The organism is Sutcliffiella horikoshii (assembly GCF_020524325.1).
Lineage (GTDB): Bacteria > Bacillota > Bacilli > Bacillales > Bacillaceae_I > Sutcliffiella_A > Sutcliffiella_A horikoshii_D.
In genome coordinates this window covers 65,196-86,723 of the sequence record NZ_JAIVKY010000006.1, presented here as the reverse complement: position 1 = coordinate 86,723, position 21,528 = coordinate 65,196, and the positions used below count along the sequence as shown (strand labels likewise).

General features: G+C 38.5%; 26 protein-coding genes and 1 tRNA gene. 2 read left to right on the top strand and 25 right to left on the bottom strand.

Features of this window, described 5'->3' with window-relative positions:
- Positions 1–6: 6 nt before the first annotated feature.
- The 13 genes from LC091_RS07460 to LC091_RS07405 form a co-directional block, all read right to left on the bottom strand.
- Positions 7–498 carry a hypothetical protein gene (locus LC091_RS07460; protein WP_226681414.1) on the bottom strand — a complete coding sequence of 164 codons (492 nt, stop codon included), beginning with the start codon at positions 496–498 and terminating at the stop codon, positions 7–9.
- A gap of 165 nt (positions 499–663) precedes the next feature.
- On the bottom strand, positions 664–813 hold the full coding sequence (locus LC091_RS07455) for a hypothetical protein (RefSeq protein WP_226681413.1): 150 nt from the start codon (positions 811–813) through the stop codon (positions 664–666).
- A 265-nt stretch (positions 814–1,078) separates the two neighbouring features.
- Positions 1,079–1,204: a hypothetical protein gene (locus LC091_RS20345; protein ID WP_264179256.1), complete on the bottom strand. Its 126-nt coding sequence runs from the start codon at positions 1,202–1,204 to the stop codon at positions 1,079–1,081.
- An 89-nt stretch (positions 1,205–1,293) separates the two neighbouring features.
- Complete coding sequence (locus LC091_RS07450) at positions 1,294–2,004, bottom strand: hypothetical protein (protein WP_226681412.1); 711 nt, start codon at positions 2,002–2,004, stop codon at positions 1,294–1,296.
- Between the two features lie 34 nt (positions 2,005–2,038).
- The gene (locus LC091_RS07445) at positions 2,039–2,878 is read right to left on the bottom strand and encodes a hypothetical protein (protein WP_226681411.1); all 840 of its coding nucleotides are present in this window, start codon (positions 2,876–2,878) and stop codon (positions 2,039–2,041) included.
- 430 nt (positions 2,879–3,308) lie between these two features.
- Positions 3,309–4,007 carry a hypothetical protein gene (locus LC091_RS07440; RefSeq protein ID WP_226681410.1) on the bottom strand — a complete coding sequence of 233 codons (699 nt, stop codon included), beginning with the start codon at positions 4,005–4,007 and terminating at the stop codon, positions 3,309–3,311.
- Positions 4,004–4,759 carry a hypothetical protein gene (locus LC091_RS07435; protein WP_226681409.1) on the bottom strand — a complete coding sequence of 252 codons (756 nt, stop codon included), beginning with the start codon at positions 4,757–4,759 and terminating at the stop codon, positions 4,004–4,006. The genes LC091_RS07440 and LC091_RS07435 overlap by 4 nt, the downstream gene beginning before the upstream one ends.
- A complete protein-coding gene (locus LC091_RS07430) occupies positions 4,743–5,639 on the bottom strand; it encodes an ATP-binding cassette domain-containing protein (RefSeq protein WP_226681408.1) in 897 nt (298 codons plus the stop codon). Before LC091_RS07430 ends, LC091_RS07435 begins: the two co-directional genes overlap by 17 nt.
- Positions 5,640–5,642: 3 nt before the next feature.
- Positions 5,643–6,023, bottom strand: coding sequence for a GntR family transcriptional regulator (locus LC091_RS07425; RefSeq protein ID WP_226681407.1), 381 nt, complete (start codon positions 6,021–6,023; stop codon positions 5,643–5,645).
- 136 nt (positions 6,024–6,159) lie between these two features.
- Positions 6,160–6,648: a GyrI-like domain-containing protein gene (locus LC091_RS07420; RefSeq protein ID WP_226681406.1), complete on the bottom strand. Its 489-nt coding sequence runs from the start codon at positions 6,646–6,648 to the stop codon at positions 6,160–6,162.
- An 11-nt stretch (positions 6,649–6,659) separates the two neighbouring features.
- Positions 6,660–7,136, bottom strand: coding sequence for a GyrI-like domain-containing protein (locus LC091_RS07415; RefSeq protein WP_226681405.1), 477 nt, complete (start codon positions 7,134–7,136; stop codon positions 6,660–6,662).
- A gap of 81 nt (positions 7,137–7,217) precedes the next feature.
- The gene (locus LC091_RS07410; RefSeq protein ID WP_226681404.1) at positions 7,218–7,901 is read right to left on the bottom strand and encodes a DUF429 domain-containing protein; all 684 of its coding nucleotides are present in this window, start codon (positions 7,899–7,901) and stop codon (positions 7,218–7,220) included.
- Positions 7,898–8,659 carry an AAA family ATPase gene (locus LC091_RS07405; protein WP_226681403.1) on the bottom strand — a complete coding sequence of 254 codons (762 nt, stop codon included), beginning with the start codon at positions 8,657–8,659 and terminating at the stop codon, positions 7,898–7,900. The genes LC091_RS07410 and LC091_RS07405 overlap by 4 nt, the downstream gene beginning before the upstream one ends.
- A gap of 139 nt (positions 8,660–8,798) precedes the next feature.
- On the opposite strand from LC091_RS07405, the gene LC091_RS07400 reads away from it, so the two are divergent.
- Positions 8,799–8,895: transfer RNA gene (locus LC091_RS07400), tRNA-Sec, on the top strand.
- A 287-nt stretch (positions 8,896–9,182) separates the two neighbouring features.
- Here the strand turns inward: LC091_RS07400 and LC091_RS07395 are convergent.
- The 8 genes from LC091_RS07395 to LC091_RS07360 all read right to left on the bottom strand — a co-directional run bounded on the left by LC091_RS07395 (position 9,183) and on the right by LC091_RS07360 (position 18,254).
- Positions 9,183–9,671 (bottom strand): hypothetical protein, encoded by a 489-nt coding sequence (locus LC091_RS07395; protein ID WP_226681402.1) that lies wholly within the window; start codon positions 9,669–9,671, stop codon positions 9,183–9,185.
- 124 nt (positions 9,672–9,795) lie between these two features.
- Positions 9,796–11,055, bottom strand: coding sequence for a glutamate-5-semialdehyde dehydrogenase (locus tag LC091_RS07390; protein ID WP_226681401.1), 1,260 nt, complete (start codon positions 11,053–11,055; stop codon positions 9,796–9,798).
- A gap of 57 nt (positions 11,056–11,112) precedes the next feature.
- The gene (gene proB, locus LC091_RS07385; RefSeq protein WP_226681400.1) at positions 11,113–12,231 is read right to left on the bottom strand and encodes a glutamate 5-kinase; all 1,119 of its coding nucleotides are present in this window, start codon (positions 12,229–12,231) and stop codon (positions 11,113–11,115) included.
- Positions 12,232–12,265: 34 nt separating this feature from the next.
- Positions 12,266–13,108: a pyrroline-5-carboxylate reductase gene (gene proC / locus LC091_RS07380; RefSeq protein WP_226681399.1), complete on the bottom strand. Its 843-nt coding sequence runs from the start codon at positions 13,106–13,108 to the stop codon at positions 12,266–12,268.
- Between the two features lie 886 nt (positions 13,109–13,994).
- Complete coding sequence (locus tag LC091_RS07375; RefSeq protein ID WP_226681398.1) at positions 13,995–15,206, bottom strand: hypothetical protein; 1,212 nt, start codon at positions 15,204–15,206, stop codon at positions 13,995–13,997.
- The gene (locus LC091_RS07370; protein WP_226681397.1) at positions 15,199–16,371 is read right to left on the bottom strand and encodes a DUF58 domain-containing protein; all 1,173 of its coding nucleotides are present in this window, start codon (positions 16,369–16,371) and stop codon (positions 15,199–15,201) included. Before LC091_RS07370 ends, LC091_RS07375 begins: the two co-directional genes overlap by 8 nt.
- 2 nt (positions 16,372–16,373) lie before the next feature.
- Positions 16,374–17,312, bottom strand: coding sequence for an AAA family ATPase (locus tag LC091_RS07365; protein ID WP_226681684.1), 939 nt, complete (start codon positions 17,310–17,312; stop codon positions 16,374–16,376).
- Positions 17,313–17,462: 150 nt separating this feature from the next.
- On the bottom strand, positions 17,463–18,254 hold the full coding sequence (locus tag LC091_RS07360) for an ATP-binding protein (protein WP_226681396.1): 792 nt from the start codon (positions 18,252–18,254) through the stop codon (positions 17,463–17,465).
- A 133-nt stretch (positions 18,255–18,387) separates the two neighbouring features.
- On the opposite strand from LC091_RS07360, the gene LC091_RS07355 reads away from it, so the two are divergent.
- A complete protein-coding gene (locus LC091_RS07355; protein WP_226681395.1) occupies positions 18,388–18,813 on the top strand; it encodes a DUF2621 domain-containing protein in 426 nt (141 codons plus the stop codon).
- Positions 18,814–18,830: 17 nt separating this feature from the next.
- Here LC091_RS07355 and LC091_RS07350 read toward each other — a convergent pair whose 3' ends face one another.
- The 4 genes from LC091_RS07350 to LC091_RS07335 form a co-directional block, all read right to left on the bottom strand.
- Entirely contained in the window at positions 18,831–19,325 is a 495-nt protein-coding gene (locus tag LC091_RS07350; protein ID WP_226681394.1) for a CcdC family protein, read from the bottom strand.
- A gap of 66 nt (positions 19,326–19,391) precedes the next feature.
- Complete coding sequence (locus LC091_RS07345; protein ID WP_226681393.1) at positions 19,392–19,790, bottom strand: hypothetical protein; 399 nt, start codon at positions 19,788–19,790, stop codon at positions 19,392–19,394.
- Between the two features lie 500 nt (positions 19,791–20,290).
- Complete coding sequence (locus tag LC091_RS07340) at positions 20,291–20,650, bottom strand: response regulator (RefSeq protein ID WP_226681392.1); 360 nt, start codon at positions 20,648–20,650, stop codon at positions 20,291–20,293.
- A gap of 105 nt (positions 20,651–20,755) precedes the next feature.
- The gene (locus tag LC091_RS07335; protein ID WP_226681391.1) at positions 20,756–21,466 is read right to left on the bottom strand and encodes a cytochrome c biogenesis CcdA family protein; all 711 of its coding nucleotides are present in this window, start codon (positions 21,464–21,466) and stop codon (positions 20,756–20,758) included.
- Positions 21,467–21,528: the final 62 nt, after the last annotated feature.

Genomic DNA, 21,528 nt, shown 5'->3' with positions numbered 1-21,528 from the left:
GACGTCCTATTTTTTATAATGTTGTCTCAAGTATTGTTGCCACTCTTCTTCTGTCCATGATGTATGCTTATTTTCCTGCAAAAACCCCTTTTTCCATTGCCTCTTGATATTTGCCACCTCGTTGGCTTGGATACTGCTTTGATTGAGTGCTTTTGCACGGATATCATCCCAGTCAGGTTTCCGGTCTTCAGGGGGCCTTGATAGAAACGGATCAAAGATAAGCTTTAATGCTAAAAGAAGTAATAGAATGCTCAGAATAAATTTTACCAATGTATGTAACGGAAGGATTAACACAATCAGAGCAAAGAACAATAACACTGCCCAGATTTTTCCGCTCAAATTCTTCATAATTCTCCTACTAACCCGACTGCTGTTTTGCACTTGAGTTTCGTATCTATTTTCTATTTCACAATCCACACAATACGCTTCGATTTCCTGAGTGGCCCTATGATAACGTTCAACTAATGCCTTTTTATGTTTTGTACAATATAAGTCCAAGTTGCTCCTCCAGTAAAATTGTCATTAACCTTGATTATACCAATCAAATTAGGAAACTTGAAATGATTCTACGGTAGAACGCAAAAGAAGCGTCACCAATAGCTGGTACGCTTCTCCCTTCTTGCTTTTCCATTATGTAGGATTGCAAGATCTTTAATTTGAGATTTAGTAGTTTAGTTTTATTGGATTTACTAAAGCTGGTAGTGTTTCAGTTGCATCAGATACATTTACTTCGACCACTTTAAAATCGGTTGCGAAAGTCTCCAGTTTGTACTCTGCAAATTCATTACCGTCTTTTAAAATTAATTCTTTCATTGCTCAAACTCCCTTTACAAATTTTTATCACACAATGGAAAGTATATGCAGTTTGTGAAAAAATGTGACAGGGAAATTGAAAATGGGTTGGTGCCTGTTTTCAATGGAGGAAATTGGGAGATTGAGTTACCGGCAGTAAATTATTTATAAAAATTGCACAAAAACTTGCCACAGCTGCCCAAATTTAACGCTTCAAAAAGAATTCGGTCACTTTCATCCTTCGTTTGGACATTTATGTAGCGATAATGTGGAACGTTTGGACAAGTTAATCCCCTTGTTCGGTCAATAATTTTTCATCTTCGGTCATTTGAAAATTTCGTTCGGTCAATTTCGCGAAATCTTCGGTCAACTCTTTAAAAACTTCGGTCAACTTTTGAAAATCTTTGGTCAAAATCGTAAAATCTTCGGACATTTTCATTTTTAGCTGAAAATTTATAGAAAACTCCAGGATTCACAAAAACCCTGGAGTCTATTACTTAATTATTCTACTTCTGTTTCATCATCTTCAGCTGTTTCTTCCTCTACCGTAATACGTACAGCAGATTGAAGTGCTGCATGTTCTTTCGCTTTTTCGTTAGCATTTTTGCTACCGTTGGCGTTATGTTTGTTGTCAATTGAAGGACTTAACTTTTCAGTAGTTTCTTCTGAAGTTCCCTCTTCTACTTCTTCCGTTGCTTCTTCTGTAGTTTCTTCAGTCTCTTCTTCTGTTACTTCTACCGAAGTTTCCTCAGTCACTTCTTCCGCATTACCGTGTACAGCAGCATTAGGCGCAGCATTCAGTTTCGCTTGTTCATTGGCTTTTTCACTTGCCATAGAACGGCCCTTGTTTGCTTTTTTCTCTTTTTTCTCTTTTTTCTCTTTCTTTTCTTCCACTACTTCAACCGCTTCTTCCGTTACAGGTTCTTCTACTTGTTCTTCCGTGGAATAGTGTACCGCAGAGTTAGCTGACGCATTAGCTTTCGCCTGATCACTAGCATTTTCGCTTGCTTTTGATTTTGCTTTATTTTCAGCAGAAGGATTCACTTTCTCTGCTTTTAAAGATTTCGCTTCAACTTCCACTTTATGCGCTACACTTGGCTTGTTGTCTTTCCCCGCAGCCTCACTCATTCCAACTCCAAATCCTAAAGAAAGTACACCTGCTAAAACTAAAGATTTTACGACTGTTTTACCATTAATAAAGTTAAGTTTCATAATAAGTTCGCTCCCTTTTCCGTATCTTATAGTTTTATATATTAGTAGAAAAAAGAGCATTTTCCGGTGGTGGTGCCGGTGGCGCGTTAACCCACTGGTTCCGATAAATATGTTGCCTCATTACATAAGGTTGCAGAAAATTCACTTGTATTTCCTCTAAAGATCCTGCTATCAGATCAAAAATAGATTTTGATGACACTTTCTGATCAGAAGAATGTCCTTTCGCGTTACTTCCTGAAGGCTTAGTCTGGGATATGAAAATTTCCGGAGACTCTGATTCAGGAAATTTTTGCTCAGGGAGACCTTCAATTGGTAAATCACCATTAGCCTCTACTTTAGCAGTATCGACTTCACTTAAAGTGGGCGACTTTATTACACTATCCGAAGTGTCCGGTAGTTGCTCCTTTCGCACCTTTTTACTAGGCTCGGGACCAACATTCTTTTTAACCACTTCAGACGGCTTTTTTGATTCTGACTCTTTATGTATAGGCTGGTTTGGATTTGATTTCTTAATTTTCTCTGTTTTCTCTAACCTAACTTTTTTTCCTTTCTCATTTGCCTGGGCAGGGAGCTTATTGGACGGTTCAGACTGCTTCACTTTGTGTGGCACAACTACCTCTGGCTTCTTATCAGCATTTGGCAATTCAGCTTTGCTGTTGTTAACCCTAGCATTTTCATTATTAGAGTTTCCAGGTTTACTATTGCCGGTAGTCTCTTCCTTTTTCGAATCCTTTTGTGAATCCATCACATTTTTTTCAGCAGGTTTTCCGTTCCCTTCAGCTTGAATTGCCCCTTTTTCAGCAACTCCAATTGTAGGAAAAAACAGTAAAAACAGTAAGGAAAGTGAAAGAATCAAACTGTGACGCACATTCATCGCTTCACCTCCTTTCCAGTTGTAACGCATACCTACTACATTATTCCTCAAAAGGCATTATTTTTTGTCGGTTCATAAATAAAATTGCAAGAAAATGAAGAATATTCACTCACCCGTTTATTAGTAAAGTTTTTAAATTCTTGAAACATTTTTAAGGGTTGTACCCAAGATCAAACTGCATATGTTAGACTAAATTGGTAATCTTAGGGAGGTGCTTGACTGGAGACTTTCGGTAGAGGTTGTTTATATATCATCATTGGAATCGGAGTATTACTACTTTTGGCTATTGTGACACAGAGTCACATTAACATCCCATTCTTTATCGCAATCCCACTGGTTATACTGGCTTTTTATATTGCAAAAAAGAGAACAGACGAGAAGAACAGATAACCCAGTATGAATGCAAGCTTCATGCTGGGTTTTTATTTGACTATTTTATTTCTTCTACGAAAATTATTTCTTTATTCCAGATTACATTTACATCCTTTGGAATATTGATGTAAATGATGGGACTTCTCGAAGTACTGCTATAACCTTGCTCTTCCCAACGCTCCCTAGTATATTGTGTGAACGGAAACTCCGGGGTCATGAAAGCAATATTTTTTTCAAAAAATGGCGCATTCTCCACTTCTATTATGTTACCAGTATAGTTAACAATCGGAGGTGCTAGTTCATCAGAAAAATCATATCCATTGATTTCAAATTGTCCTTTATAGATCTTAACCTCTATTTTCTCATGTAATTCCTCTGTTTTCCTAAACAATACATTATACTCCGTAAATATCTCATTACTTCTTATTACAAGTTCTTTTTCTTCTAAAGGATAAACATCAACACCTGAAAGATATTTTCTGTCCACTTCTTCTTTATTCATCAGGCTTTCATAAAGCAAGTATCCATCTTGATTTACTTCTTTGTTTTGGACTTCCATAAATTTTTCATCTGGAATCATAATGTAAATAACCATTGAGATAAATTGAATAGCTACGTATCCACCTAAAACAATTATGTTTTTCTTAACGGAAGTGGAGAAATTAATCCTTTTCGCTCCTTTGGAAAAGAATAAATATATGACCACAAAAATCCCGATAAATAGTACGAGGTTTATAAGGCTAACAATACTACTCATTGTCTGACCTCCATTCTGTTGAAAATTGCAACAGAACTTGCGAACAGAACCATTACAGTGAATATAGCTTTGAGAACGAAAGTAATTAGAGAAGATTCAGAGTAGAAAAATTGAACAACTGTAGCAAGACCGCTGACCTCGCTGATCATTCCACCTAAGATTAAATACCCTACAAAAACTACTGGTATCAGGATCTTGATTAGGGAAGACAACCTAACTAGCGTACCCACTAAATATCCTGCGGCTGCACTGATCAAAATATAACAAAACGCTATCACGATTCCCATAAATACAAACCTGCCCATGTTCATCGAAATTGGCGAATAATAGAACATATCGAATTTTGGAAGAAATAACAGAATTGCTTTTATTAGGAACGTTGATAGTAGGGCTGTAATAGTCCCAATCACACTGACAAAAATCACGAACAGTATATTGGATAAATCACTGCTCAACCTATTACTCACAAAAGAAAAGTCCTCATTTCTGTAAACTTTAGATGTTATGACAATGGAAACAATAAACACCCATAACATAGTGAAAATAAAAACTAGATTGCCAGAATAGTAATGTAGACTGTAGCTTATTTGCTCAGATCCTCCTGCAGACATGCCAACACCATTCAAGGAAAAAAGGACAGCGATAAGTTGCAGGAGAATCAAAGATATAAAAACTCCAGAATAGGCACCTATTTTATAAATAAACTGGTTTTTCACTACTTGCTCCAGTGTTACTTTATTTAAAGACATCATCAATCCCTCCCTTTTCCTTCCCAGTGAGATAGATACATATGTCATTGGATGAAACAGGTGAGAGTTCAAATCCAAATTTTTTTGCATCTTGGTTGATTTTTTCGGAGTAGGTGTTTTCAATTACAGCATATATCATGGAAGTACCCATCTCTTTTTTATAAAGCACCTCTTTGTCGTCAAGCCACTCCATAAGTGCACTTGATTTTCCTTTTACGCCAATCGCATATTCTTTTAAATCAGACACGGACAGATGTAATATTTTCTGCCCATTTTTTAGTAGAAGGATATCCTCGAGAAGGTCCTCTATCTCTTCCAGGTGATGACTTGAAATGATGATTGTCCGAGGGTTCGCAATATAATCTTTAAGAAGAGCCCTATAGAAATCTTTGCGAACGGAGGCGTCCATCCCTGTTGTTGGTTCATCAAACATAGTCAGCGCGCATCTGGAAGCCAACCCAACAATCATGTTAAATGTACTTTTCATTCCTTTTGACAGTTCATTATGTCGCTGATTATTCCGAAATGAAAAATAATCAAATAACCTTTTAGCCAATCCCTCATCCCACTTAGGGTAAAATCTTGCAGATGCTTCCAATACTTCTCCCAAATTTAATGCAATCGGAAAGGCCATCTGATCATCTACAAGGATGCTGTTGGCTGAGGCAAACAAGCTATTATATGGGTGTTCATTAAAGACTTTGATTTCTCCTGTTGTTTGCTTCTGAAAACCAGCCATTATTTTTAAAAGAGTCGTTTTTCCTGCACCGTTTCTTCCAATCAATCCTGTTATCTTATTTTCACTAATTTGGAAACTTAGGTCATTAAGTGCCTTTGATTGACCGTATTTTTTAACCAAGCCCTCACAATCCACTACTTTCATAAATTACTCCCCCTTGCTCTGTTTACTTTCCTTTCTTACCATCTCAAGCAGTTCATCCATCCCTACATTTAATTGTTCAGCCTCTGATACCAATTCAGTAACCAGTCTTTTCAACGTATGTTCTCTCCTTTTAGTCAGGATGATAGCTTGTGCTGCTTCTGTAACAAACATGCCGAGCCCCCTTTTCTTGTATAAGACTTCATCTTCCACCAATAAAGTAAGTCCCTTCGCTGCAGTTGCAGGATTTATATTAAAGATTTCAGCTAATTGATACTGGGAATACACTTTTTGATCCTTTAGGAAATTTCCGTTCAGGATCTCTGTCTCAAGCCATTCGGCAATTTGCACATATATCGGTTTTGTACCATCCGTGTTTAAGATCAATGTTCCACCTCCATCCAACCATAGTGCATTAGTGTTGTAATGTAGTATATTATAATTACCAAAATAATGCAACGGCTATCTAGGGAATTTTTCACACAAAAAAACGACACCAGCTAGTGGCATCGTTATATGGTCATCATTTTAATACAACTGGAATAAGGATATCAAAATGTGGATCTTCTAGATCTCTATCAACAGGATATCTCTCATGCTTTATTGGAAGATCATCGAAATATTCTATATCTTTTTCCTTTAAAGGTTGATAGTTACACTCTTTAAACCATTGATAAATTTCCGTATAAGTCGCACCAATATCTTTTCCTTTAGGGTGCGTTACAAATAAATAAGTCATCTCTGGAACATTGATTTCAATCATTCCAGGCAGTAACTCTTGTTGTTGATCCACTTCGAAAACAGAATAATGAACAAAACCATCAGATCGTAGATGATAAGATAATCCTAATTGTGTTTCAGGTTCTTTTACAAAAGTAAACTCTCCAACTCTTTTACTCATCTGCAAAATCACTTCTTTTAATTGCGGCACCTCTGCATAGGCACCTTCCCACTTTACCCCCATCGCCCGATAAGAAGGAATGGTTACTATTTCACCAACTAATGTTTTCAAATCTTTGCCCCCTATTCAACTATAGGAATTAACAATTCTACTATTTCTTCCTCTACATTATCTTCATAATAAAAAACCTCAATTGGCAAAGCTTTCTCTAGACTTTCTTGTCGATATCCATTCTCCTTCATCCAAGAAAAAATCTTTTCATATCCTTTATCAATTGTTTTGTTTGAGCAGCTTATTTTTGCGTAAGTTGTCTTAGGGATATTTAATGCCATCATCCCATTAGGAATATCGTCACATTCCTGTACTTCAACACAGGCAAAATATGTAGCAACTAGATTGTTTGCCATGTACGGGCTATAAATCACATCACGATCTACTACATGCCCTACCTCGTCTCTTCTATTCTCGAAATCTTGTTGCACATTCATCGCAACTTCAGGAAAAGACTGTGGAAAATTACCTGTCGCACATTGACCAACTAACTGAAGGTTTCGTTGAACCACTTCACATTTAAATGTTGCAAAGGAATTTTGAATCATACAAACACTCGCTCCTCTTGGATAAATTCACCATTAATTAATTTCGATATAAAAGCTAAATATCCTTTTCAGATTTTGCATTTAACAACAATAATCAAATGGATGCAAGGGAGGCTGAGCTGTGTATATCCATTGTGGAATCAATGATTGATCCACCCAGTGCCACGCTGCTAATGCTGCTGCACAAGAATCAATGGAGTGGCTTTCATTTTCCACACCATTTGGCAACCCAATAATGTTTTGATGTTCAAACCAGTTCTTAAGATATTTTCGTGATGAAAGATTTTGCTTATATGTAAGAACGTATTCTAATTCTTTTTCCGTTACTCTTGCCCCCATAGCCGCTCCAGGATGCACTTCAACTATAGAAACGGGAAAATTCGTATGGAGTTTCTCAATCTCCCTCGTGAGTTTGATCCCTCTTAACGTTAGATATACCATTCTAGTGTATGTTGGGGGCATAATAGAACCTGGCTTCATTCCTAAGGAAACAATAAATTTTCGTAACAGTTTATCACTTATCCTGTCTCCACCACCATCCTGATAGGATAATGGAGCATCTATTCCAATGACGATTTCATCTAATCTACCTAAGTCTATAATTTCGTTCAATATTCCTTCGTCGCTGATGTTTGAGATCATTTTTTTGAACGTTAAATGATTCTCATTCTGTTTAAAGACGGTAAGCACCGTATCCTTATGATTACTTGGACCAGCCAAGTCCAACCCGATTACAATCATCTTACTACCTCCTTTATCACTCATTCAGGCTGAAACAGATGATATAGCATTCTTTCTCTATCATCAAAGAATTGTTTCATGATGGTAAAGTGTGGAATTTCTTCCAAAGAGGTTTCACACATTCCTTCTTCTGTCAGTTCAAGAATTTTTGCACCAGGATAAGCCATGACAATCGGTGAGTGAGTAGAGATGATGAATTGCGAACCATTTTGAACTAGCTCGTTAATTCTGGCTAGCATGGACATTTGTCTCAGCGGAGATAAAGCTGCTTCGGGCTCGTCAAGTATATATAAACCCTTTCCTTGAAAACGCTCTACAAATGCAGCAAAAAAAGATTCTCCATGCGATTGTTGGTGCAGAGATTTTCCTCCAAAAGAATCAATAATCCTTCTTCCGCCTCCTAGTTCCCGGTCCATTTCCTCAATATTGGTTGCAACATTATAGAAAGTCTCCGCTCTAAAGAAAAAGCTGTCTTCTGGTCTCTCTACCCCTTTTATTACCTGTAAATAGTTGTCTAATTCCGAATGGGAGTCGTAGCTAGTAAAGTTAAAATTCAAGGTTCCACCTTCCGGGTTAAATCCTAGCGCAATAGCTATTCCCTCAAGCAACGTGGATTTACCCATTCCATTTTCTCCGATGATGTAGGTGACATTAGGATGAAGGTGAAGTGTATTCAAGTCTTTTATTACTGGCAGGTTGAAAGGGAAGTGATCAAATGTGGGGATGGTTTCTCTCTTTAAGGTGATTCCTCTTATGTATTGGGTTTCTGTCTCTAATTTCAACTTTTTCTCCCTCCTGTTTGAAAATTGTACTATTATGGTAATTAATGTACCACAATCGAACAAACGTTTCCACTTTTTTAAGCGATATTTCTATTGCATTCTTCTATAGCTATAAGTAAAATGGTACTATCCAATGTATGGGGCTGATTGCAATGCTGGTGCTTGTCTCGGTCTTCAAAACCGCTTGTGAGGCGCGTGCCGTCTCAGGTGGGTTCGATTCCCACGCAGTCCCGCCATACATATTTTTCACAAATCGTCATTTTCCCTTTTCATTTAAGTAAAATAGATGGCGTTATGAAGTTTATTAAAATTATCGATTAGCAGAGACATAAAAAAGAGAATGGCAGGAACAAATCCTGCCATTCTTTTTTTATGGGGTCATGTTTCTTTCCTGTATAGCTATTTTCATAATTACGACCAAACAATATATAGAATGTGGAGATTGGTAAAAAGTCTAAAATATTCATGAAAATATATAGAACACCGTTCACTCCAACTTGAGAATACAACGGTGTTTCTCGATTTACTTCTGTTTATAGTATTCAAACCAACCTACCAATTCTTCTGGCCACTTTTCCTCTTCTATGATCTTTGGTGTAAAGCCGCCCATTTCAATTAACATATACCGTGCAGTAGTCTTTATGATAAAGAAATCTTCCTTTGGAGTTGGAATAATCTTATCTATTTCAACATCATGCTTTTTAAGGAAATCCTTAATATCATCCTCTTCTTTCGTACTCATTGGCTGTGGTGGTGTACTTAGAAGTGTGTCGTTTGAGCTAGACGCCATTTTTCTACGTCTTTTCGGTATGTTCTCGTTAATACCTTCTAAGATACAAATGATTTCAGACAGCCCAATTAACACCATCCCTGTTACAAGTGATCCTAGAAAAGTAGTGACAAAAAATAAAAAACTGTTTGTTTGTGAAGCACCAATTATCCCCAACAATAATCCTAAGGCTATTACTATTCCACCTACTACTTTAAGAACTGCACCAATCTGATTTTGCATACTATCTCCCCTTTTCTCTCTCTCCAATATGTATTCCACTTTCGACAAAAAAATCCTCTTTTTACTAAATATGTTTATTAAAAAAAGCCTTGCCCATATAGGCAAGACTCTTAATGAAGCATAACTATCTAATTTGACCGTTACCAGTCATTTGGAATTTAACCGTTGTTAATGCAGGTAATCCCATAGGACCACGAGCATGAAGTTTTTGTGTGGAGATTCCGATCTCGGCACCAAACCCTAAAGCGCCACCATCTGTGAAACGTGTGGAAGCATTATGATAAACTGCTGCTGCATCAACAAGTTTCATGAACTTGCTGGCAGTTTCTTTGTTTTCTGTGATGATAGCTTCGGAATGCTTTGTACCATAATCATCAATATGGTCGATTGCCTCGTCTATATCAGAAACCGCTTTCACTGCAATATCCAAGCTTAAATACTCGTTTGTCCAATCTTCTTCCCCAGCCTTAACTGCTCCAGGAATTGTTTCCACAACTGTTTCGTCTCCATGAACTGTAATGCCATTTTCTCTAAACATATTAATTAGCGCATCTTTGTTCTTGTGGAACCAAGCCTCATGCACAATCAACGTTTCAGCTGCGTTACAAACGGCCGGACGGTCCGTTTTTGCATTGACAACAATAGATAATGCTTTCTCCGTGTCTGCATCCTTGTCAATATAAAGGTGACAGTTCCCGACACCTGTCTCTAGAACAGGTACTGTAGCATTTTCTACGACTGCATTAATCAGCGATGCTCCTCCACGTGGAATCAAGACATCAATATGCTCTTTCATCGTGAAAAGCTCCTGTGTTGCTTTGCGGTCCGTACTAGCGATGAACTGTACTGCTTCCGCCGGGATGGATGTTGTTTTTAACGCTTTATGAATAACATCTACAATGGCCTGGTTAGAGTTAATGGCAGATGATCCGCCTTTTAACACAATCGCATTACCAGATTTCAACGCAAGTCCAGTTGCATCGACTGTTACGTTTGGACGTGCTTCATAAATCATGCCAATAACTCCAAGTGGAACACGGACTTTTTCGACTTGAAGGCCGTTTTCCAATGTCCAATCTGACAAGATGTCCCCAACAGGATCTTCTAGTTCTGCAACTTCTCTTAGGCCATTAGCAAAGTCTGCGATACGGTCTTCTGATAGTGCCAATCGGTCCATATATGCTTCTGTATAGCCCTTTTCGCGTCCTTTGTCCAAGTCCTTGTTATTGGCTTCTAGAATATGGGATACGTTGCTTTCCAGCGTGTTTGCGATATGCTTTAGAATCTCATTCTTTTCTTCTGTTGATAATAGGCTGACAACCTTTGCCGCTTTCTTCGCTTCTTTTGCTTGTGTTTCTACATTTGTCTCTACTAATAAAGACATCAAATTCCTCCTAGTTTTTATTAAAGTAATGTTTTTAATTGTTCTTGTTTGTATTTATTAAATTCCAACTGGAATGGATGCTTCTAAGTGGCATACTAAGTCGTCATTTTTCACGACTTCTTCTGCGTATTTGTCTTGGGTTTGATCATACTCTCTTAACTGTTCGGAGGAGTAGTTAACCACTCCAAGACCAATTCTGTTTCCTTCAAAATCCAGAATCCTTACGACGGATCCTTCCTGGAAGTAACCTTTCACTTTACTGATGCTGGAAGGCAATAGTCTCTTTTTGCCTAGCATGGAAATGTCCGCACCTTCTGCAAGAACTACTTCTCCCTCTGGACCTGAGTTGAAAGCGATCCATTGCTTTTTGTGGTTCAAGTTTACTGCAGAGTCCTTCGATTCAAAATACGTTCCTGTTGCTTCTTTTTCCACTGCTTGAAGAAGGATGTTTGGTACTCCTGCTTTACCTAAGAACGCAGGGATTCCAGATGCCATAGCAATCTTCACAGCATCAATTTTCGACTTCATTCCGCCAGTACCGACAGAGCTTCCTGGATCTCCTGCTGCCGCTTCAATTTCAGGTGTGATTTCTTCCACTTTTCGTAAAAGCGTGGCATCCGGGTCTTTGCGCGGATCTGCATCATACAACCCATCGATATCAGATAAAATTAACAACATATCTGCATCAACGAGTCCTGCCACTTTAGCGGAAAGTGTATCATTGTCCCCGAATTTCAGACGGTTTACCGTGACGGTGTCATTTTCATTGACGATCGGTACAATACCACGCTCTAAAAGAACATTCGCGGTGTTGCGCGCGTTATTGTAGCGATTTTCATCCGAAAAATCTTCTCTTGTAATAAGGATTTGAGAGGCAACGTACCCGTTAGATAAGAACAGTTCGCTGTATGCCTCCATCAACAAGCCTTGCCCAATGGACGCTGCTGCTTGTTTTTCCGGTAAACTTGTTGGTCTGTTCAGACAGCCTAGCTTTCTATAACCAGCTGCTACTGCGCCTGAAGATACCAATAATACTTCATAGCCTAGGTCTTTCAGTTGAGCAACTTCATCAACAAGCCTTTCTAGCTTTCTTCTGCTGATTTCACCATGTGAACTTGTCAATGAGCTGCTTCCAATTTTTATTACTACCCGTTTTGTCTTATTATCGGGGATCATTCAATCACTCCTGTTATAAACATAGTTGTAAAACTTACTGTAAAACTAATTCTTTTTCTTTTTCAGCACTAATCTCTTTTGAACGTTCTGCTGCACCCTTAATGGCCGCTGATATAGCCTTACCGCCACCATTTTCCCTTAATGCATCTAATCCTGCTGCCGTGGTACCATTTGGAGAAGTCACTTTCTTCCGTAGCGAAGCAGGTTCTTCGTTATTTGTTTGCATCATTTTGGCTGCTCCAAGAATTGTCTGTGCAACTACATCGCGTGTTACTTCTTCATCTAATCCTGCATCTTTCGCTGTTTTCTCCATATGTTCCATTAAATAATAGAAATATGCTGGTCCACTACCAGCTACACCTGTGAAGACGTCCATTTGTTCTTCTTCAATGGTGTATACTTTTCCGATTGTTTCTAAAATAACTTTTGTGTCTACTATATGATCCATTGCAACATGCTTCCCTGCTGAAATCGCTGTAGCCGATTCACCAATCATGCTTGACGTGTTAGGCATTACGCGAATAACAGGCTGTCCGGGATTTAACCCCTCTTCCATATAGCTTGTAGATACGCCTGCTAATACGGAAAGCAATAATTGCGATGAGTTTAGTTGATCTTTTAATGAAGCTAAGGCAGTTTCTATATCTTTAGGTTTCATGGCTAGTACGATAATGTCTAGTTCATTCATGTTTAAATCCTGCTTCATCACGCCACGAACACCGTATTTACCCTCAAGTTCCATTAATCTGTCGATATTAGATCTATTACTTACTACTACATTATTGGCAGGGATAATTTCGCTTGCTACAATTCCTGAAATCATCGCTTCTGCCATCGATCCTGCTCCAATAAATCCAATTACTTTTTCTTTTAGCATCTAATCGCCCCCGTCTGTCCGTTCGTTTTTAACAACGTTTATAATCGTAACATGTAGAGGATCTATATCAAGGGTGTTTGGGCAATTAGTCCGTATGAAAGCCAGATAGTGAGTGTAAACGCTACCAATTATATCGACCTTCGTTTAATTCCAGTAGAAGCGAAATAATCGCTGAAAATGGAGGAATACGGCGAAATATGATGGAGGATAATTGTGGAAATGTAGTACAAAGCCTTCTATGCATTGAGTTTGGGCGGTTTTATTGCGATGAGGACTTCTCTCTTCCTATTTCCAAGTCACTGCGGTCTTCATAGCACCGATGAAGACTTCTCTCTACCAAATTCCCAGCAACCCAGGTCCTCATAGCGGCGATGAGGACTTCTCTCTACCAAATTACTTGCCACTCCGGTCCTCATAGCGGCGATGAAGACTTCTCTCTACCAAATTACTTGCCACTCCGGTCTTCATAGCGCCGATGAAGACTTCTCTCTACCGAATTTCCTGCCACTCCGGTCTTCATAACACCGATGAGGACTTCTCTCTACCGAATTTCCTGCCACTCCGGTCTTCATAACACCGATGAAGACTTCTCTCTACCGAATTTCCTGCCACTCCGGTCTTCATAACACCGATGAAGACTTCTCTCTACCAAATTTCCTGCCACTCCAGTCTTCATAACACCGATGAAGACTTCTCTCTACCGAATTTCCTGCAACTCAGGTCCTCATAACACCGATGAAGACTTCTCTCTACCGAATTTCCTGCCACTCCGGTCTTCATAACACCGATGAGGACTTCTCTCTACCGAATCTTCCTCCACTCAGGTCTTCATACCCCCCCCATAAAAAAACAGTGTACCCAGAAAGGATACACTGCAAAATAGTATTTAACTTGCTTTTTTCCACTGCTTCATCACTTTTCGAATTTCCTCTGCCATCGTCCTGCAGGTTTCTACTTCCGAAGGTGAGAGTTTCATTTCCCCATATCGCACTTTTGCATATAATTTCATAAAGCTTTCATTAAATGAGGTTTCTCGTTTTAACCATTCCTCCAAAGTTTCATTTGGAAGGCGGCCACGGTTCTTTTTCAATGCCAACTGCTCTAAATCAAACATAAGCTTCCTTACTTCATTTTCCGGTGGCTTTTGCTTTCTTCTACCAGCGAAGAATCCACCGCCACTCTTTTTAGTCATAGTAGAAGTAAATTGTTGTTCAGGCTGCATCTCACGTTTTTGATTGTTCACTTTTTTCCTATTTAATAGGAGATAAAGGACAGATAAGAAAACAATGACACCAACTGCCACTACTACAGGATTATCAAATAGGCTTTCTGTGGGTGGTAAGAGCTCAGCGGTTTCCGCTTCTTCCTCCTCCCCCATCTCAATACCTCCCTCATCCTGAGGCCCGCTGCTTTTGGGCGTCCAATCAAGCATTCCAAATAAAGCAAACACAGGCCTTGCCAAAATGTCAAAAATGAAGCTGACACCTAATCCGAATATTGAAAGCCCTGCTGTTATCAGATATTTACCTATTGTGGCAAAGACTGCACTAACAGCGACGATGCCTAATAAAACAGCCGCTGTGGCACCCACCACTCTTTTTTGCATGTACCGGTTCCCGTTTAATTGAATCACAGCATTGCCACTGTACAATAAAATAACAAGTGCCAGCTGCCCGCCAAATAATATCATTAAAGTAAAGTCGTGAGGATAGTCCACTAATGTTCCTGCACCGTATACGAAAGGCATCCAAATGAATGACATAATTAATAACGCAAAGGTTGAAATAAACCTTTCCTCCACAAAATACATGAATGCACGGAAACTGATAATGCCTCCTATTATAAGAGAAAGTCCTATACTATAAGAAGAAAGGTAAGCAAAAAGAGCTAATATCGGTGCCACAAGCATGATTGCAACATAACTACTTGGAAGTTTATTGTTTAAAAAGCCAAAAATAGCAATTGCAAAACCATATGGCAACAAGATACCTGCAAAAGAAGGCAGATTACCAGAATCTAAGTACAAGAGCAAGATGAAAAAATAGAGAATATTGAGCTCGAGCAATAAGTGAATGCTGTTTCTCCAAAGATTACCCATTTGCAGCCTCCCTCCTTGCTTCTGACCGCCATGGTATTAATGTGCAACTATCATCTTTCACATCTAGGAGGTTTACATTAGTCCCAGTAGGCATCCTCCACCCTCTCAAACGCTCTTCCTCGCCACAAAGAATGACATAAGGGGCATGTGCAGCATGTTGAAAGGTTATTCTTTCAAAGGTAGGCATGCCAATTGACACACTATTTCCTTGCAATCTTGCCAACATAGTCAACGCAGTTTGCAAATGGCGTTTCCCTTCCCCATAAGGCAGTTCAAAATAACTTGGTGTCCCAACCCTCTTAATGTTTACAAGTAAGGAATAAGGAATATTGAATTTGGTCGCATGATGTAACAATTGGGTAATCCCTTTTATTCTCTCTTCTAAATTGCCTGATCTAATATCGAAAACAATTAACCAAGAAAATTGAGATGTCTTTTCATACATTTTTGTTTGAAGGCTTGTGACCTTAGCTGAAGCTTTCCAATGTATTCTATTAAATGAATCCCCAGCTGCATAATCACGAGTCCCTATAATCGTGCTAACATCTTCAAAAAGGGACGACCGAGTCGGATAAGTTCCCTGATTCTTCGGAGTGATTCTTTCAAGACCAGTTACAGACATCTGTTCAGAGTAAACGAGCGCTTCAAATTTCGTCAGATCGTTCTTTTGCAGATACACTTTACCAAAATCAATAAAATGGGAGATTTGCAACTCAATATGATGTAATTTAGCCACTCCTCTTTCTATTGCAGTAAAGGGAATGTCAATGACTAATTCACTTTTGCCCATTAAGGAAAATGGCAGATTTATTTGGCTGATCCGCGTTCTTCTGTCTCCGTTTTGAAAAGCAATGTTATTATCTACAACAAGTTGGATTCTTCCAGAGAAAATAGGCAACCTGGATGGTTGTTCGATCTTCAATTTGATGATCCCTGTTTCACCGGGAAAAACTTTCACATGCCCGTCTACTATGGTAAGTTTGAGGCTCTTCCCTACATTGGCTAAATAATAGTAAGAGACAACGAAGTACACAAAATACAAACTACCCATAAAAAATAAAATGGGATGTCCTGTAAAGAAGCCTATTGCCATAATGACAAATGCGCTTGCTCGGAAATAAATATGGTGAGTCAGGTTATCTACTTGTTGATTCCACCTAGTCATTCCTATATTGTCGCCTCCACAGGCACCACTACTCTTGCCAACACTTCTGTCACAACTTGTTTATTGGTCTTTTTTAACGACCCTTCCATTGTAAGGACTAATCGGTGACTTAAAACATATGGAGCCATTTTCTTTACATCTTCCGGTGTGACGTACTCTCTGCCTTTAACAAATGCCGCCCCTTGAGCCGCACGCATTAATGCCAATGTTCCTCGCGGACTTACTCCAAGCTCAATTTCTTCATGATTTCTGGTCATTTGAACTATTTCAAGTATGTAATCTTCTACTACAGAAGAAACGTTCACCTGTTTGACCTGTTCCTGCAATTCCATGACTTCTTCTTTACTAAAGAAAGAAGTCAATTGCTTGATCGGCTCGCCTAAACGATATTTATTCATTATTTCCTTCTCTTCTTCCTTCGTTGGATACCCTAAATCTATTTGAATAAAGAAGCGATCCATCTGTGCTTCCGGCAAAGGAAATGTCCCTTGCTGTGATTCAATAGGATTCTGGGTTGCAAGCACCATAAACGGACCTGGGATAGCTAATGTTTCTCCATCAATGGTTACTTGTCGCTCCTCCATTACCTCAAGTAAACTTGATTGCGTTCTTGGAGTGGCACGGTTAATCTCATCCGCCAAAAGAATATTTGTCATGATAGGGCCTGGTCGTAATTCAAAATTTTGTTCCTTGGGATTAAAAAACTGAATCCCAGTGACATCACTTGGCAACACATCCGGAGTAAACTGAATTCGTTTAAAGCTCGCATCCATTGTCTTGGCAAAACTCTTTGCCAACATCGTTTTACCCGTACCTGGAACACTCTCCAACAATACATGTCCTTTATTAAGTAATGAGATGAATAACAGTTCAACAACCTCGTCTTTTCCTATTATTACTTTTGACAGTTCTTTCTTTAATTGTTCTACTTGTTTCAATATCAGGCACCCCTTTTATATTATTCTTTCTATTTAGAATTATTTTACCATTATTTCACTTGAAAAAATAGACAAATTCCAGCAATCGTTTTGCAATACGAAAAACCCATAGCAATAGTTTGCTATGGGTAATGAAAATAAAAAATTATTATATTAGTCTTTATACATCGTTAAATCTTTGGTTCTAAAACTCTCTGGTGTCACAATGGAAATCAGCTGATTTTGACTCATTTTATTTTTAATTCTGTCTGCAATTCGTTCACCATATCGTTTCGTCAGATCCCCAGGATGGATATTAGATGTAAATACGATACTCTTCCCTTGCCTTTGGTTCAGGATGGAGTATATGGTCTGGTCCACCCATTCACTTACCCTCTCTACTCCAAGATCATCAAGAATAAGAACATCCACTTCCGCGATGGCCTTCATAAACTTGCTCTCCGAATAACCAGAATCATTATCCCAAGAAGCGACAATGGTATCCATCAGTTTCGGCACATCAAAAAACATTGCGGTAATATTATTATCCTTGAAGTATTTATACAAGCCTACTGCTAAATGAGTTTTACCTCTACCAGTTCGACCAAAGTAGTATAAGTTTTCTCTCCCTGTAAACTGGTCGAAAAAGTCTATCGTGCTTGCCAGAGCCTCGCCTTGGCTGGAATAGTCCACTTTGAAGTTTTCGAGAGTAGCATCCTCAAGCTCCTTTGGAATGATACAAAACTGTTCAAAGTACTTATGTTTCCTGCGCTTTTCTGCTTGCATTGTTTCTGCAGCCAATCGACAATCACATTCATTTTCATACTCTTGCCACTGACCTTTATTTTCTCCGCCGATAATTTGCATGCGTACGCGTTTAACTTCTCTATTACATTTCGGGCAGACTCTTTGGGAAAGAATTTCCGTTTTCCCCATGCTGCCAATTACGGCACCAATCTTTTTCATCGTCGCCACCTCCGTCAAAACTTTGTCATTTTTTCTATATCAATTAGGTTGGATTTTTCATTTACTAGTGCAATTATAATAGTTTCGGTTATAATAATACAAGAATGTTAACGAGTTCGGAGGGAAAAAGAACATGTTAACCGGATGGTTTTTATGGTTAATTTTATTTTGGGTCGTTGCAATGGTTGGGTTATTGGCCATTGGCGGATTCTTTATGTTTCGTAAATTTCTTAAAAGGATGCCAAAAGAAGACGGTAAATCGGAATTGGATTGGCAGGATTTCTATTTAGAAAAAACCCGTCATCTCTGGCCGGATGATTTGAAACAGTTACTTGAGGAACTTGTATCACCTGTACCGGAACTTTTCAGAGACATTGCAAGACAAAAGATAGCCGGGAAGATCGGCGAAATTGCCTATAAGGAAAATGCAAAAGAAATAACAAGAGAACATGTCATACGTGGCTATATTCTCGCTACACCTAAACGGGATCATAAGTTCCTGATAAAGAAATTGGAACACCTTAAGATTGATCATACCCCGTATCAACACCTTTTTTAAAGGAAAAACCTCGGTTTTTAGACCGAGGTTTTTATCGTTGGTGGAATGGAACCACTCTCTATTTTCTTGTATTTAACATACATCGCTATTCTCCATGGTACAATCATGCCGAAAGCAAGCAGCCAAAACATCCCTGTCAGTTCACCAATATCAATCTGTGTACTGAGAACTAGCTTCATGACAACTCTTATTGCCAATAATCCCAGCAAGATGAAAACAAACGCCTTTGATCTTTTTAAGTATATATCATTATCCTTCATTTCAAACTTGGAAGTCTTAATCAGAAATATAGAAAATATCGCACCAACTGTTAGGGCCTCCACTATTTGCAAAGAGGAAACGCGAAATTCAGGAAACAAGAACATTAATGCCCCAGTACTCATGAAAATGGGAGGTAATACAATTTTTTTCACTGATGAAGGTTTTTTCGCAGCTTTCATTCGGATAAACAAAACAAGCAATGCCATACAAACTGCAAAAATCGTAGATAGTACTGTATACAAATTAATCATCCTCTGTATTCACAACTTTTAACCTCTTACTATTATACCGAAAAAGAGAAATATTAAAAGCGATATCTAAGCTTTTTGTAAGGCATGATACTTCTTTATGGAAACAATCATCAAAAAAGTAACCAGTGTCAAATAAAGTGTATCTAAAACCCACCAATAGCCCGCTAGCATCGACAAATGGACTATTAGATTACCTACTAAAAATAACAGTGAGAAAATTACTGCTATAGAAAAACTAATGATGTATAGAAGCAACATTCCTTTTTTATAAACCGTATACTCCTTGCCACTTTTTACAAAAAAGAATAGGATAACAGCGCCAATGATAAATAACTGAACAGTACTCCAAATCTCGTCCATCATGATTTCTTCACGCTCATCAACCAATAATAAATTTACATAGTTTTCAATCTGTAAAACGAGATTTATGATGAAAAAGTAAACAAAAACAAAACCTTCTGCCACTCTGGCTAAAATATAAATAAATCTCCCCCCTTAATTTAATAAGAGAAATGGGTAATACCACACGGACCTTTATACCATAAAACATTAGTTAATGGTTGTTCCCCGCTGTTCCTTTCCGCAAATGGCTGCGCTTTGCACAAGTCGACCTTGAGCCTCCTCGGCAAGCCTGCGGGGTCTCAACATTGCCGCTACTTCCCCGTAGGACAAGGAAGGCTTCGACAGCGATACTTCGCACGAAGAAAATGCGTAGCATTTTCGAGGAGTCTCCGCCATTTGCTCCAATACACAGCTATAAATTACGTTAAATAAACCTTATTGGTCTTTCAGTAAGTCCGTTAAATAGGTTTCGACTAAGGTGAATGGATACCCCCTGTCGATTGGAGTGGATGGCGCGCAGACGCCCGCAGGCAAGCGAAGCGCCTGGAATGGAAATCAATATGATTTTAAATTTCTTATATCACGAAAAAAACTACCGTACTGAAATACGATAGTTTTTACATTTATCCTAACACTCTTTTAACAGCTTCCAAAACCCTACCTTCATCAAAAGGCTTTACAATGAAATCTTTTGCCCCTGCTTCAATCGCTTCAACAATCAGGCGTTGTTGCCCCATAGCTGAGCACATGATAATTTTAGCTTTCGGAAAGTCTTTCACTATTTCACGAACAGCTTCAATACCGTTCATTTCAGGCATCGTAATATCCATCGTTACAAGATCAGGCTGGTGATCTCGGTAGAGTGAAACCGCATCTTTTCCATTCTCTGCTTCACCAATAACAGTGTGGTTAGATTTAGTTAAAATGTTCCCAATTGTTAGTCTCATAAACTTTGCATCATCCACTACTAAAACGTTAGCCACCGCAGAGTCCTCCTTATGTCCTATAAAAAAGTTGTAATTTTCCTTTATTCCTAATTTTAACTTTACTCTTTTCGGACAGAAGAATCAACTAAAATATCACACAATTTAAAATCCTTGGAATCCTCCGGTAATGGCAGTGAGCCAGATAATAATTTTAGTCATCCAATTAAAGAAAAGCATGACTCCCATGATGATCATCGCATACCCGCCAATTTTCATAATAAGCGTATGGTTACGTTTAATCCAACCCATCTTTCCAATGAAAAATGAAAGAATAAAGAATGGAATAGCAAAGCCCAATACATAAGCTAACATGTAGTACATACCTGATGAAGGATTATTTATCGACATCGCAATCACTGCCCCAAGAATCGGACCGGAGCAAGGTGTCCAACCTGCAGCAAAAGCCATTCCTATCAAAACAGTCCCAACATAACCTGAAGGACGGTTCTTAAAAGAAAACTTTTTATCTTGCATTAAAAATTTTGGTTGGAAAACTCCCAATATTACCAAACCAAAAAAGATGATTAAGATAGCACCAACTTGCCTAATTAAGTCCTGGTATTGCACAAAAAAATTACCTAAAAAAGTTGTACTAAATCCTAATGCAATAAAAATTAAAGAAAATCCAACTAAAAAGAATAGTGTATGTAAAATACTTCTCTTTTGCAGCATTCCCTTTTCTTCTTTTAATTCTCCTACTGATACCCCTGTAATATAAGAGAGAAAAGCAGGGTAGATTGGCAAGGTACATGGAGATATGAAAGAAAGTACTCCAGCCCCAAAAGCCAAAAATAACGTAAGGTCACCAGACATAAAATCACTTCTCCTACAAAAGTATATATTTAATAGTAACAAAAATTAAGTTAAAACAAACC

Excerpts from the sequence above, each read along its gene's own strand:
- LC091_RS07360 (WP_226681396.1), bottom strand. The coding sequence starts at position 18,254 with ATGAAAAAGATTGGTGCCGTAATTGGCAGCATGGGGAAAACGGAAATT.
- proC (WP_226681399.1), bottom strand. The coding sequence starts at position 13,108 with ATGCTAAAAGAAAAAGTAATTGGATTTATTGGAGCAGGATCGATGGCA.
- LC091_RS07335 (WP_226681391.1), bottom strand. The coding sequence starts at position 21,466 with ATGTCTGGTGACCTTACGTTATTTTTGGCTTTTGGGGCTGGAGTACTT.
- proB (WP_226681400.1), bottom strand. The coding sequence starts at position 12,231 with ATGATCCCCGATAATAAGACAAAACGGGTAGTAATAAAAATTGGAAGC.
- LC091_RS07445 (WP_226681411.1), bottom strand. The coding sequence starts at position 2,878 with ATGAATGTGCGTCACAGTTTGATTCTTTCACTTTCCTTACTGTTTTTA.
- LC091_RS07410 (WP_226681404.1), bottom strand. The coding sequence starts at position 7,901 with ATGAGTGATAAAGGAGGTAGTAAGATGATTGTAATCGGGTTGGACTTG.
- LC091_RS07450 (WP_226681412.1), bottom strand. The coding sequence starts at position 2,004 with ATGAAACTTAACTTTATTAATGGTAAAACAGTCGTAAAATCTTTAGTT.
- LC091_RS07370 (WP_226681397.1), bottom strand. The coding sequence starts at position 16,371 with ATGACTAGGTGGAATCAACAAGTAGATAACCTGACTCACCATATTTAT.
- LC091_RS07435 (WP_226681409.1), bottom strand. The coding sequence starts at position 4,759 with ATGATGTCTTTAAATAAAGTAACACTGGAGCAAGTAGTGAAAAACCAG.
- LC091_RS07415 (WP_226681405.1), bottom strand. The coding sequence starts at position 7,136 with ATGATTCAAAATTCCTTTGCAACATTTAAATGTGAAGTGGTTCAACGA.
- LC091_RS07355 (WP_226681395.1), top strand. The coding sequence starts at position 18,388 with ATGTTAACCGGATGGTTTTTATGGTTAATTTTATTTTGGGTCGTTGCA.
- LC091_RS07350 (WP_226681394.1), bottom strand. The coding sequence starts at position 19,325 with ATGATTAATTTGTATACAGTACTATCTACGATTTTTGCAGTTTGTATG.
- LC091_RS07455 (WP_226681413.1), bottom strand. The coding sequence starts at position 813 with ATGAAAGAATTAATTTTAAAAGACGGTAATGAATTTGCAGAGTACAAA.
- LC091_RS07390 (WP_226681401.1), bottom strand. The coding sequence starts at position 11,055 with ATGTCTTTATTAGTAGAGACAAATGTAGAAACACAAGCAAAAGAAGCG.
- LC091_RS07430 (WP_226681408.1), bottom strand. The coding sequence starts at position 5,639 with ATGAAAGTAGTGGATTGTGAGGGCTTGGTTAAAAAATACGGTCAATCA.
- LC091_RS07440 (WP_226681410.1), bottom strand. The coding sequence starts at position 4,007 with ATGAGTAGTATTGTTAGCCTTATAAACCTCGTACTATTTATCGGGATT.
- LC091_RS07395 (WP_226681402.1), bottom strand. The coding sequence starts at position 9,671 with ATGCAAAATCAGATTGGTGCAGTTCTTAAAGTAGTAGGTGGAATAGTA.
- LC091_RS07375 (WP_226681398.1), bottom strand. The coding sequence starts at position 15,206 with ATGGGTAATCTTTGGAGAAACAGCATTCACTTATTGCTCGAGCTCAAT.